A 12,522-nucleotide genomic window follows, 5' to 3' on the forward strand; every position below is an offset into this window, starting at 1 on the left:
CTTTGGGTGCCTCCATACCCCGGAATAAGACCTAACGTTACTTCAGGAAGACCAACTTTGGGTGCCTCCATACCCCGGAATAAGACCTAACGTTACTTCAGGAAGACCAAGTTTAGCATTTTCAGATGCATATCTTATATGACATGACATCGCTAATTCTAAACCTCCGCCTAAAGCGAAGCCATTTACAGCAGCAATCACCGGTTTAGACAGGTTTTCTATCTTGTCAAAAAGAATATTTTGTCCGTTTCTGGCTAATTCTTCTGCTTTTTCCTGATTAAAGTTACTAAATTCTTTTATATCTGCACCAGCAACGAACGATTTTTCTCCGCTTCCGGTTAAAATAATTGCTCTTACTTCATTGTCAGACTGCAATTCATCCAATGCGGCACTGATTTCTTTTATAGTTTGTGCATTTAATGCATTTAAACTTTCAGGCCTGTTAATTGTTATTACAGCAGTTTTGTCTTCCTTCTTCAGCAGTATATTTTCGTAAGTCATTATTCTCTTAATCTTTAAGAACCTGCAAATTAAAAATTTTTTGCAAATAAAAAAGGGAAAAATAATATTTTTTTTCCCTTTTAACTGTTTATTATTTAATAGCTTACTTTGAATGATTCATCATGTTGGCGTCTATATTGACACTTAAACCTGATGCTACTTTCATGCCAAGCTCAATATTTGCCCTGAAAAAATGGCATAATTGGCGGTTGATAATCTCATCTTTCTTAGGTCCGTCAATTCCTCTCATGCTGTCTATAATATTGTTTACCAGATGTTGTCTGTCTTCCTGGTTCATGGCTTTTGTATATAAAAGTCCGGGTTGGGTATAATGATCGTCGTCATTTTCATTTCTGCTGAAATTTGCAACATGATTGCTATCCAGCTCGTATTCAAAATTTTTATACGATGAATCGGGCTGAATATCGTCAAAACTGTTTGGATGATAATTAGGTTTGTCTAAATACTGGCTTGAATCTGCCATAAACCCGTCTCTCTGATAATTATTTACCGCAAAAGGACATCGGTTTACTTCAAGATGATGTGCATTTACACCAACTCTGTAGCGATGTGCATCAGGATACGAAAACAATCTTCCCTGAAGCATTTTGTCTGGTGAAAAGCTGATTCCGTTGATCAAATTGCTTGGAGAAAAAGTTGACTGCTCTACATGCGCAAAATAATTTATTGGAACTTCATTCAGTTCCATTTCCCCTATTTCAATTAATGGGAAGTCGCCCTGAAACCATACTTTAGTAATATCGAAAGGGTTCCATCTGAATTCTTTTGCCTGCTCTTCGGTCATTACCTGCATGTACATCGTCCATTTCGGGAAATCACCATTTTCGATTGCATTGCAAAGATCTTCCTGTGCAAAATCAGGGTTTTCTCCTGCCATTTTGGTTGCTTCGTCGTTGGTAAAGTTTTTAATTCCTTGTTTTGTTTTAAAATGAAACTTCACCCAGACTCTTTCATTTTTATCATTGATCATCGAAAAAGTATGTGAGCCGAAACCATGCATATGTCTGTATCCGTAAGGAGTTCCTCGATCAGACATTAAAATAAGAACCTGGTGAAGAGATTCAGGATTTAAACTCCAGAAATCCCACATCATAGTTGCACTTTTCAGGTTGGTTTTCGGAACTCTTTTCTGAGTATGAATAAAATCCGGAAATTTTTTAGCATCTTTAATAAAGAAAACAGGCGTATTATTTCCTACCAAGTCCCAATTTCCGTCTTCCGTGTAAAATTTTAAAGCAAATCCTCTCGGATCTCTTGCTGTATCTGCGCTTCCTTTTTCGCCACCAACGGTAGAAAAACGGGCAAACATTTTACAGGAATTTCCTATCTGGGAAAACAATTTTGCCTTTGTATATTTTGTGATATCGTGAGTAACTGTAAATTTCCCGTAAGCTCCGCTTCCTTTAGCATGAACAATTCTTTCAGGAATTCTTTCTCTCACAAAATGAGCAAGGTTTTCCTGTAAGATAAAATCCTGCAACAATACCGGACCGCGCGCTCCGACTGTTTGAGAATCCTGGTGTTCATAATAAGGCGCTCCGCTGCTTGTCGTTAATTTTTTATTATCCATATAGTTATGATTTGAGAAGTATTCCGATTTTCAAAATCAAATTTAGTTGAAATTTTAATGGCTTCTGCCAAAAACGTTATATCTTTGTAATAGATAATATTAATCAAATGAACATTCAGCAATTGGAATATCTTATCGCTGTAGATAAGTATAAACATTTTGGTAAAGCCGCTCAAGCGTGTTTTATTACTCAGCCTACATTAAGCGCAATGATACAGAAGTTTGAAGATGAGCTGGATGTAAAGGTTTTTGACAGAACAACCCATCCCATCAGAACCACTGATGTGGGATTGCAGATTATAGATCAGGCTAAAGTAATTATAGAGGCTGTAAATGAGCTTAAAAACAAAGCAAACTTACTGAATAATATTCTGGGAGGAACCATCAATCTGGGAATTATTCCAACGGTTTCTTCGTTTATTCTGCCAACGGAGATTTTCAATTTCCTTCAAAATAATCCTAAAATTCAGATGAATGTAAAAGAAATGACCACTGATAACATTATCAAAGCTTTAAAAGCCGGAGAACTGGATGCAGGAATTATTTCTACACCTTATGATAACGCCAACGAATTTTATCAGGATTTTTTATTCAATGAAGAATTGATGATTTACAGTTCAGATACCGAAGCAAATAAGAAAAACACCTTCATCGTTCCCGAAGAGCTGAATGTAGAAAAAGTCTGGCTTCTGGAAGAAGGAAACTGTCTGCGAAATCAGTTTGAAAATATCTGTCATTTAAAAGAAAATACTTTGAAACCTAAAAATTTAGATTTTTTGGCATCCAATATTCAGACTTTGGTACATATGGTCGACAATGTTGGCGGAATCAGTATTTTACCGGAATTAGCTTTAAACCAACTTTCGGAAGAGCAAAAGAATAAAGTTTACAGATTTAAAAAACCTTTCCCTTACCGAGAGATTAAGATTATTTATTATAAACCGACTTTCAAACAGAAAATCATTGATGAGCTGAGTTCTTTTATAAAATCTTCTTTAGAAACAAAGCTTAATTACAATAATGCACCCAAAGATTTTGTAAGCATTAAACCTCAATAAACTGAAGACCGGATTTTTATTCGGTCTTTTCATTTGTTATTTTATCTGCGAAAAGTTTTGAGTATTAGAAAAATAGTACTTAAATTTGCAGACGTTTATTAACGAGGAAAAATTTGACCTGATTGCAACCTCTCTAAAAAAATGCTAAAACAGTATAATTCTTTTTAGCTTTTTCCGGGCAATTATTCATTTTTTCTTCACTTTTTTAATCTTAAAAAATACAGAGAATAATATGTCTTATTTATTTACATCTGAATCTGTTTCAGAAGGGCATCCGGATAAAATCGCAGATCAGATTTCTGATGCGCTTATCGATAACTTTTTAGCATACGACAAAACTTCAAAAGTAGCTTGTGAAACTTTGGTGACAACAGGACAGGTTGTTTTGGCAGGAGAAGTAAAATCTGATGCTTATTTAGATGTTCAGACCATTGCAAGAGAAGTAATCAATGGAATTGGCTATACAAAAGGTGAATATATGTTCAATGGTGATTCTTGTGGGGTAATTTCTGCAATTCACGAACAGTCGCCTGATATTAACCAGGGTGTTGACAGAGTTGTTGCAGACGAAACTTTCGAAACAAAAGCAAATGCACAAGGAGCTGGAGATCAGGGAATGATGTTTGGATATGCTACCAACGAAACGGCAAACTATATGCCTTTAGCTTTAGATTTGGCGCATACTATTCTTAAAGAACTTTCTGCAATCAGAAGAGAAGATTCTGAAATCAAATATCTTCGTCCTGATGCAAAATCTCAGGTTACAATCGAGTATTCAGACGATCACAAACCAATCAGAATAGATTCTATCGTAGTTTCTACTCAGCACGACGATTTCGGGGCTGAAGAAGAAATGCTTAATAAAATCAGAGAAGATATTAAAAACATTTTGATTCCAAGAGTTAAGGCTTTACAGACTGAAGAAATCAAAGCTTTATTTAATGATCAGATCAAATATCATATCAACCCGACCGGTAAGTTCGTAATCGGTGGTCCTCATGGAGATACAGGTCTTACAGGAAGAAAAATCATCGTTGATACATACGGTGGAAAAGGAGCTCACGGTGGTGGTGCTTTCTCCGGAAAAGACCCTTCAAAAGTAGACAGAAGTGCTGCTTATGCTACAAGGCACATTACTAAAAACCTGGTTGCTGCAGGTGTTGCAGATGAGGTTTTGGTACAGGTTTCTTATGCGATTGGTGTTGCAGAACCTTGCGGATTGTACATCAATACGTACGGAACTTCTAAAGTGGGCTTGAATGACGGTGAAATTGCTAAAAAAGTGTCTGCAATTTTTGATTTGAGACCTTATGCAATCGAGCAAAACTTAAAATTAAGAAACCCAATCTACCAGGAAACTGCTTCTTACGGTCATATGGGAAGAGAGCATTTCGTTGCAGATAAAACCTTTAATAAAGGACACAAAAATGAATTGACTCTTACAGGATTAGAGTTTTTCACTTGGGAGAAATTAGACAAAGTAGAAGAAATTAAAACGGCTTTCGATATTTAATTTTCTTTTTCGGTATAGAAACTGCTTTAACATGAAAATGCTAAAGCAGTTTTTTTTATTTTTACACTTAAATATTTCACAATGAATATGCGATCTGCAATCACTATACTTTTTCTTTTTTTTGTCGGAACTTTAGTAAAAGCTCAATACACGGTTCACAAAATGATTAATGTAGGCTACGTTTATCAAAACCAAAGCTTTGGGGAAGTAGGAGGAAAGCTGATGTTTCTTAAAAATGATGACGTAATTTACCGTTTAGGCGCTTCTGCTTTGATGGGTTCTGCAAATTCTGATTTTGCTATTATGCCGAAATTACAGGCTGATGTTTTGCTTAATTTTGAAAAAAATGTAGATTTTTATCATTCCTATTATTTTCTTGCAGGATTTGAAACCACCAATAAATATCTCGCACCAAAAATTGGGGTTACCCTTTTCGGAATTTTAGATCTTACCGGAGGTTACGCTTTTCCTATTGCAGACTCTAAATTAAACGGAAAAGAATTGAAAGGGTTAAATGTAAATTTCACATTAAATATTCCTACAGCCTTCTTACATGATATGTTAAAGTAAATTTTTTTAAATAATTCTTCAGAATATTTAATAATTGGTTAACAGTTATTAAAATTTTATTTATATTTACAGCATAATTTGAATGCTTATAGAAAAGACTTTACTCTAATACCGATTACGGCATACATAAAATAAACTTGATTATAATCAGGGAGATGTTTGTCGGCGGATAATTTGAGAAGAGTTATGAAATCAACAGATAGCCTATTAATTTCTCTATACCAAAAAGGAGACGAAGAAGCATTATCAACACTTATCCATCGCCATCAAAGAGAGCTTTTCACATTTATTCTTTACAAAATAAATGATCAGGATCTTGCAAATGATGTTTTTCAGGATACATTCATCAAGATCATTGTAATGCTTAAAGAAGGGCGTTACAACGAAGAAGGTAAATTTATTCTCTGGGCAAAAAGAATCGCTCAGAATCTTATTATAGACCATTTTCGTGCCAAAGCAAAAAATGTAAAAGTTTCTGAGACAACTTTTGAAAGCGATGAGTTTTCAATTTTCGATTTAATACGAGAGCCTTCCGAAAATATTGAAGATCAGCTGGTAAGTCTGCAGATCCAGGAAGATTTGCTTAAGATGCTGCAGTTTTTACCCGAAAACCAGCAAGAGGTGATAAAACTCAGGTTTTTTGACGGGTTGAGTTTTAAAGAGATCGCAGAACATACAGATATGAGTATCAATACGACTTTGGGGCGTGTTCGCTATGCATTAATTAACCTTAGAAAAATCATGGAAGAAAATAATATTGTCTTGACGAGATAATAATTCACAACCTTTCACGTTTTAAAGAAAAAACATTTTTTGCCTATGAAAAATAACGATTCTTTAAAAGTGAAAAGTTTGAAACCCAAAAAACAAACCATTGATTTTTTGCTTAGTTTCTCAAAAAATCTTGAAGTAGTGAAGATTAAGAACAATCATATTCACCTTTCAAAAAATTAATCATTAATTTTGTGCTGTATGAAAATTCAGCACATTTTTTTTGATCTCGACAATACGCTCTGGGATCACCGCAGAAACGCTTACTTAACAATCAAAGATCTTTTCGATAAAGAAGAAATTACTTTAAAATATGGTATTGATTTCGAAGAATTTCATTCTGTTTATCATGAAATTAATGAAAGACTTTGGGGACAAATTCGTGATGGAGAAATTGATAAAGATTACCTGAGGAAACACCGTTTTTACGATACTTTTAATCGTTTTGGAATTGATGATTTAGAATTATCGATGTTCTTTGAAGAACATTTTTTAGATAAAATTCTCAACTATAATCATCTGGTTGAAGGCGCAGAATATATTTTAGATTATTTGAAAGCTAAAAACTATACGCTTCACATTATCTCAAACGGTTTTCAGGAAGTAACGGAAAGGAAATGTATTCTTTCAGGAATTGATCATTATTTCCAAACCATTACAAGTGCAGACTCTGTTGGTGTAAGAAAACCAAATCCTGTTATTTTTGAATATTCTTTAGGTATTGCCAAAGCTAAAAAAGAAGAAAGTATTTTGATTGGTGACGATTGGATTGCAGATATTATCGGATCACAACAATTCATTCCGCACCAAAGGTGCCGCCGAAACTTTATTCATTAAGAAATTTCAGAATTAAATTCCCAAACTTTCTCTTACTCTTGTAATAGTTTGTGTAGCAATCACTCTTGTTTTTGCAGCACCTTCCTGAAGCTTTGCTTCAAGCTCATCGAGATTGTTCATGTAATAGGAAAACAATTCTCTTTCCTTTTCAAATCTTGTTAAAATCAAATCCAAGAGCTCTTTTTTTGCATGACCATAACCGAAATTTCCGGCTAAGTATTTTGCTCTCAATTCTTCTGTTTGTTCAGGAGTTGCAATCAATTCATAAATTGCAAATGTTTTATCTGATGATGGATCTTTTGGTTCTTCTAATGTTTTAGAATCGCTTTCAATGCTCATTACCTGTTTCTTCAATTGCTTTTCGGGTAAGAAAATATTGATAATGTTTCCTCTTGATTTAGACATTTTATGACCGTCAATTCCGGGAACATATTTGGTGTTTTCCTGCAATTCAGCTTGCGGCAAAACCAGAACTTCACCCATCTGATTATTGAATCTTGAAGCTACATCACGTGCAATTTCCAAATGCTGAAGCTGGTCTTTTCCTACAGGAACAATTTCGGCATCGTACAATAGAATATCTGCCGCCATCAAAATCGGGTAGGTAAACAAACCTGCATTCACATCCTGCAAACGGTCTGCTTTATCTTTAAAAGAATGCGCCAAAGTAAGTCTCTGATACGGAAAAAAACATGATAAATGCCAAGAAAGTTCACAGGTTTCAGGGATGTCGCTCTGTCTGTAAAAAAATGTTTTTTCGGTATCAAGTCCACAAGCAAGCCAAGCCGCAGCAATCTCGTAGGTGTTGTTTTTAAGTTCTTTTGCATCTTTAATCTGCGTCAACGAATGTAAATTCGCAATAAATAAAAAAGATTCGTTTCCTGCTTGCTTAGAAAGCTCTACTGCAGGAATAATTGCACCCAAAAGGTTACCAAGGTGCGGTGTTCCGGTGGCTTGAATGCCGGTAAGAATTCTTGACATTTGTTTAAAATTATTTCTGCAAAAATAGTGAAAATTTAGAATTTATCTCTTTCAAAAACCTGTGCAGATTCATGTAAATTATCTTTAATAAAGAATTTTATATCAATAAACTATTTCTTTAGTTCAATTTTATAATTAAAAGTAAGCACCTTTTGATGCCACAGTGTTAAAGTTTGTTCAGCCGATATTATATCATTTTCACAGCCGATAATGAGACAGTCACGGAAAGAACGAATAAATGTCGACCAATATTCTCCTTTAGAATCTCTGAGTAAAAAATAAAATCCGGCGTCGCCAAATTTTTTTCCTGAAGAATCTAAAATCAGTTCGCCATTTTTTCCGACGCTTGGAATCATCATTACAGTTGCGTTTCCGTTGGGTAAAGGAAATACAGCCTTTACGCAGGTTTTTCCTGACGGTAATTTGCTGATGCCATAAACTCCGGAATAGATAACTTGCCCGGTCGATTCAATAGAACGATACCAAAATGTATATTTTATTTCATTGGTCTTTGAATCGATGAGATTGATAATTTCGCTTTTTAGAGATTCTGAACGGTCAATATTTTTGTAGGAATATTCAGTTGATTAATTCTGTTACTGAATAATTTATTAATTAAAATTCCACAAAATTTGAAATACGGATTCCATTTTACAGAAAAATCTAAGTTGTGATTTGATGTATTTTCATAAAATCCGATCACGTCTTTAGATAAATTTGCAAATTCACTTTCAGATAAGTTTAATTTTAGCATCGAAGGAATAATGCCTTTTGCTGTTGAGTCTTTTTCTACAATTAAATTTTCTTTTTCCGCAAATTGATGAATAAAATCTTTATTCATTGCATTCAAATTACCAAAAGGTCCCATTAACCAATCAAAATTTTCTGGCTCAATCTTTCTTCCGCTCAGAATTACCCATTGCTGAGTGAGCCAGTCCTGAAACTTTTGCATAGGATAAGCCAATCTCATTTTAGTTGTTTTTTAGATTTGGAATAATGTTGCGTTGCCCATTCCATTCACCGAATTCTGAAATAGGTTTGAAGCGCAAAGTAGTAAATTCAAAATGAAAATCTTTTCGATCTCTTTCTTTCATCGCATCGGCATGTCTTTTTGGCTTTGGAACTTTGCTGTGACCGTGAACCATATCTGTCATTTCTTTTTGAGTTTTCCAAATTGAAAAAGTAGAAACGGTATTCGGGAACTTGATGGATGCTAAAGATAAGGTAGTTGAAGGATGGTCTCGAACCAGCTTCTCAACCGGTCTTCCCCAATGAATAAATCTTGGGATTTCTAAAAATTTCATCCTGGCAATAGTTACTGCAACGACTGACGAATTTGGATTTTCAAATTCTATGGTTTCATCCGGAATTTTAAAACTGTTGAATTTTCCCCATTTTCTCATAAAAGTTAATCTTGTATGCCAACCTTTAGATAAGATTTTCCCTAAATTATTTTTATTTAAAAAATTTTCGAGATCACTTTCATTTTCCCATTGAGCAAATACCGCGATTTGTCTTATCAACATTCGGGAAGGCGAAAAAATAGGAGAACCTAAAGTCATTACCGTCATAATTTCTGCATGAATTAACCCTGAAATATTTCTTGATTTCAATGGGAAAAAAAGAATTTTCAGTGCAGAAAGGTAATTTGTTTTTACCAAATGATAACTAAAGACACTCATTTTAAAGTTTTTAAAATATTAAGGAATCRAAATTTTTCTCCCTGCCAAATTTCAGTAAAATTACTTTCTGATTGCATTGTAGTATTTAATCTCAATTCTCTTAAACATATGTGGTGAAATAATTTTATACTCTTTTTTATCCAGATTTGTAATCACAGTTCCAAAAATGTAAATTAGATAGGTATATTTTCCATCGTTGATAATTGTGTAATAATCTGAGTTTGAACCAAAGAAAATAAGACTTTTAATTTCTTTAAGATTGTTTTCGTATTTTGAATAGAGATTCTTGTTGTAACTTGGAAGGTACTGTTGAAGTTTGTTAAAAGACTTTTTGGTAAATATATTTACAGGAGTATTTTTCTGTTCATAAATTGTTTTGTCTTTTTGAAGAATTTTGTTAATAATAAAAGGTTTGGTGAAATTTTTATTATTAAATGCCTGAAAGATCGTAATTGCTTCCAAAAAACTAATGTCGTTATCCCTGTAATTATTGCTTTGAAAATCTGTAATATTTAATTTTTCCAGTAATTTTCGTTCGTTTTCTTGTAATTTGAAATCTTTTTCTCTGTAAACGTGAAATCCATAATTTGACATATAACTTTGAGGAATTTGAATTTCAGGATCTTCGCTGATCCAAGTTCCTACTTTGATTAGTTTTCGTAAACCCATTAAATATACGAGACTTCTGTCATACTCTTTATTTTTAAATGAACTGTAGAAATTTAAAACTTTACCCGTTTTATTATCAACTACAATTATTTTTTCTCTGAACCAGTCATCAAATGCTTTTCTGTCTTGAGGTTTTAAAACATCAACTTCTAAAGACTTTTTAAATACTTGATTTCTGATTGTATCAAAATTTTTTTTGTAAGAGGTTGAATCTAAAGTTGTATAAATCTTTAAATTCTTTTCTTCCGTATTGATTTTAAGCCTTTCAAGCTCTTCATCGACAAAACGAATAACTGTGCTATCTTTGATTTGTATGTTGTTAGAATAATAATAAATATTCTCCTTTTTACAGGAAATAAGAATGAACAGTAATATGATTAGCTGTAAAAACTTCATGATATTATGGAATCAAAATTTTCTCTCCGCCAAATTTCGGTTCCACACCAAACATAAAATCCCAGAAAACCTTTGCTCTTGCCAGTTTTTCTCTTGCATTGGTCTTCAATCCTGCATATTTGTTAACGTCTTTTGCATTGTATCCAAACGCTTGAATGCCATTTTTTCTTGCTAAATAAACCGCTCTTTCGTTGTGGAATTTTTGAGAAATAATAATGTAAGAATTTTGTCCGAAAATTTCCTTCGCTCTTAAAACAGAATCTAAAGTTCGGAAACCGGCAAAATCTTCAAAAATTTTATCGGCAGGAATTCCGACTTTGATAAGCTCGTTTTTCATTTCCTCCGGTTCGTTGTAATCTTTTTTAGAATTGTCTCCACTTACAATAATATTTTTGATTTTTCCTGATTTATACAATTCTGCAGCCGCCTCAATTCGGTTAAAAAAGTAAGCATTTGCTGTTCCGTTGGATAAAGTTTTACTGGTTCCTAAAAGAAGTCCGGTTTTTTCTTCAGGTAAAGTGGAAATATTAGAAGTTACATAATTTTCTGTCTGATTCTTAATCGTAAAATTTGACCAGATGATAAAAATAATTCCTGCCACGAAAAGCAGCAGGAAAATTTTGATTGTATTTTTTATAAATTTTCTCATACATTTTAAACCTTAGAGGCTTCATAAATGTATGAAATCCCTATGAGTTGGCAAGACAAAAACCGATAAAGATTATGGGATTAAATATGTCTTTTAAAAAACAATAAAGATCTACATATTAAATATTTTAAAATTCAAGCCCGTTTGGAAAAGCTTTTTTTCTGAAAATTAAAAGTAATGCGGCTCCGATTGTAATGGCAGAGTCGGCAACATTAAAGATATATTTGAAGAATTCAAGATGCTTTCCGCCAATTAAAGGCCAGCTTTCAGGAACGTACCAGTCAACCAAAGGAAAATGCAGCATGTCGACAACGCAGCCTTTCATAAAAGTAGAATATCCTTCTCCGAAAGGAACCAGTTTAGAAACTCCGCCGTAACCGATCCATTGATTTACATTCTCATCGTAAACCATTCCGCTGTCGAAAATCAATCCGTAAAACATTCCGTCGATCAGATTTCCGATTGCACCGGCAAAAATAATAGACATCGGGATGATCAGATAATTAGATTCGCCTCTTTTAAGCCATTTGTTGAATAAATAAATCATTCCGCCAATCAGGAAAATACGAACAATTACCAAAAAATATTTGCCGATCATTCCGCCAAAATGAAAACCGTAAGCCATGCCCGGATTTTCAACAAACGTCAATTTAAAACCCGGAAAAACAGGAATGCTGTCATTCAGATTAAAATTGGTTTTAATATAAATCTTTGAAGCCTGATCTATTAATAAAATAAGAAAAGTGATAATTACGATTTTCTTCATTACTCGTCTTTCTTAGGTTTATCTTTAAAATTTCTTACAGGTTTGTCCTTTTTTACAGGAGTTTTTGGTTCAAATTTTTGTGTTTTTGCGCCTCTTGTATGAAATTTTTCGTATCGAATTCCCATTTCTTTCATCACACCTTTCAGTGCATTCAGCTCCATCTGGTTTTTTGGGTGTACAATTAATGCTTCCATTTTAATTTATTTTTTATGTCAGTCTGAGCGAAGTCGGAGACTTATTTTTTTGAAAGTTCGTCGAGTCTTTTTCTGTCTTTTGCAGACAAGTCATTCACTCCGTTTTTGCCCATTTTGCTCAGAAGACGGTCTATTTCCTTTTCTCTTTCTCTTTTGTCTGAATTAAATTTGTCATCAATCGTATAATTCTTTTCCTTTTCAGGGAAGAATCTCTGCTTTATTTTTTCTCTGTTGAAAAACCATAAAACCGCAATTAAAATGACAGCTAAAATTAAAAACTCAGTCATGGATATATTACAAATTAGGTTTATAAAATGTCGTAAAACAAATTATAAACCTAATTA

Annotated in this window: 15 protein-coding genes and 1 pseudogene; 5 read left to right on the top strand and 11 right to left on the bottom strand. The window is 33.5% G+C overall.

What is annotated here, in order from left to right; all coding sequences use genetic code 11:
• Positions 1-57 precede the first annotated feature (57 nt).
• Together AB4Y90_RS02580 and AB4Y90_RS02585 are read right to left on the bottom strand one after the other, a co-directional pair.
• A pseudogene (locus AB4Y90_RS02580) lies at positions 58-501 on the bottom strand (enoyl-CoA hydratase-related protein); the annotation flags it as partial.
• Between the two features lie 103 nt (positions 502-604).
• Positions 605-2,092: a catalase gene (locus AB4Y90_RS02585; protein WP_441555747.1), complete on the bottom strand. Its 1,488-nt coding sequence runs from the start codon at positions 2,090-2,092 to the stop codon at positions 605-607.
• A 107-nt stretch (positions 2,093-2,199) separates the two neighbouring features.
• On the opposite strand from AB4Y90_RS02585, the gene AB4Y90_RS02590 reads away from it, so the two are divergent.
• The 5 genes from AB4Y90_RS02590 (at position 2,200) to AB4Y90_RS02610 (ending at position 6,841) form a co-directional block, all read left to right on the top strand.
• On the top strand, positions 2,200-3,150 hold the full coding sequence (locus AB4Y90_RS02590; RefSeq protein ID WP_441555749.1) for a LysR substrate-binding domain-containing protein: 951 nt from the start codon (positions 2,200-2,202) through the stop codon (positions 3,148-3,150).
• A 232-nt stretch (positions 3,151-3,382) separates the two neighbouring features.
• Complete coding sequence (gene metK, locus AB4Y90_RS02595; RefSeq protein WP_441555750.1) at positions 3,383-4,663, top strand: methionine adenosyltransferase; 1,281 nt, start codon at positions 3,383-3,385, stop codon at positions 4,661-4,663.
• 87 nt (positions 4,664-4,750) lie between these two features.
• Positions 4,751-5,233 (top strand): hypothetical protein, encoded by a 483-nt coding sequence (locus tag AB4Y90_RS02600; RefSeq protein ID WP_441555752.1) that lies wholly within the window; start codon positions 4,751-4,753, stop codon positions 5,231-5,233.
• 186 nt (positions 5,234-5,419) lie between these two features.
• A complete protein-coding gene (locus AB4Y90_RS02605) occupies positions 5,420-6,007 on the top strand; it encodes an RNA polymerase sigma factor (protein ID WP_441555753.1) in 588 nt (195 codons plus the stop codon).
• A gap of 198 nt (positions 6,008-6,205) precedes the next feature.
• A complete protein-coding gene (locus tag AB4Y90_RS02610) occupies positions 6,206-6,841 on the top strand; it encodes an HAD family hydrolase (RefSeq protein WP_441555754.1) in 636 nt (211 codons plus the stop codon).
• Positions 6,842-6,853: 12 nt separating this feature from the next.
• Here the strand turns inward: AB4Y90_RS02610 and trpS are convergent, their stop codons facing one another.
• The 9 genes from trpS to AB4Y90_RS02655 all read right to left on the bottom strand — a co-directional run bounded on the left by trpS (position 6,854) and on the right by AB4Y90_RS02655 (position 12,465).
• On the bottom strand, positions 6,854-7,822 hold the full coding sequence (gene trpS, locus AB4Y90_RS02615) for a tryptophan--tRNA ligase (protein WP_441555756.1): 969 nt from the start codon (positions 7,820-7,822) through the stop codon (positions 6,854-6,856).
• 110 nt (positions 7,823-7,932) lie between these two features.
• Positions 7,933-8,181, bottom strand: a complete 249-nt coding sequence (locus tag AB4Y90_RS02620) for a hypothetical protein (RefSeq protein WP_441555758.1) — start codon at positions 8,179-8,181, stop codon at positions 7,933-7,935.
• Between the two features lie 182 nt (positions 8,182-8,363).
• Complete coding sequence (locus tag AB4Y90_RS02625) at positions 8,364-8,792, bottom strand: hypothetical protein (RefSeq protein WP_441555760.1); 429 nt, start codon at positions 8,790-8,792, stop codon at positions 8,364-8,366.
• 1 nt (position 8,793) lies between these two features.
• Positions 8,794-9,504 (bottom strand): hypothetical protein, encoded by a 711-nt coding sequence (locus AB4Y90_RS02630; RefSeq protein WP_441555761.1) that lies wholly within the window; start codon positions 9,502-9,504, stop codon positions 8,794-8,796.
• Positions 9,505-9,564: 60 nt separating this feature from the next.
• Complete coding sequence (locus tag AB4Y90_RS02635; RefSeq protein WP_441555762.1) at positions 9,565-10,569, bottom strand: hypothetical protein; 1,005 nt, start codon at positions 10,567-10,569, stop codon at positions 9,565-9,567.
• Between the two features lie 4 nt (positions 10,570-10,573).
• Positions 10,574-11,218: a SanA/YdcF family protein gene (locus AB4Y90_RS02640; protein WP_441555763.1), complete on the bottom strand. Its 645-nt coding sequence runs from the start codon at positions 11,216-11,218 to the stop codon at positions 10,574-10,576.
• A gap of 127 nt (positions 11,219-11,345) precedes the next feature.
• Positions 11,346-11,984 carry a lipoprotein signal peptidase gene (locus tag AB4Y90_RS02645; protein WP_441555764.1) on the bottom strand — a complete coding sequence of 213 codons (639 nt, stop codon included), beginning with the start codon at positions 11,982-11,984 and terminating at the stop codon, positions 11,346-11,348.
• Positions 11,984-12,178, bottom strand: coding sequence for a DUF2683 family protein (locus AB4Y90_RS02650; RefSeq protein WP_441555765.1), 195 nt, complete (start codon positions 12,176-12,178; stop codon positions 11,984-11,986). Before AB4Y90_RS02650 ends, AB4Y90_RS02645 begins: the two co-directional genes overlap by 1 nt.
• 41 nt (positions 12,179-12,219) lie before the next feature.
• On the bottom strand, positions 12,220-12,465 hold the full coding sequence (locus AB4Y90_RS02655; protein ID WP_441555766.1) for a DUF6576 domain-containing protein: 246 nt from the start codon (positions 12,463-12,465) through the stop codon (positions 12,220-12,222).
• Positions 12,466-12,522: the final 57 nt, after the last annotated feature.

The sequence above is a fragment of the Chryseobacterium sp. 2TAF14 genome, from assembly GCF_052115105.1.
Lineage (GTDB): Bacteria > Bacteroidota > Bacteroidia > Flavobacteriales > Weeksellaceae > Chryseobacterium.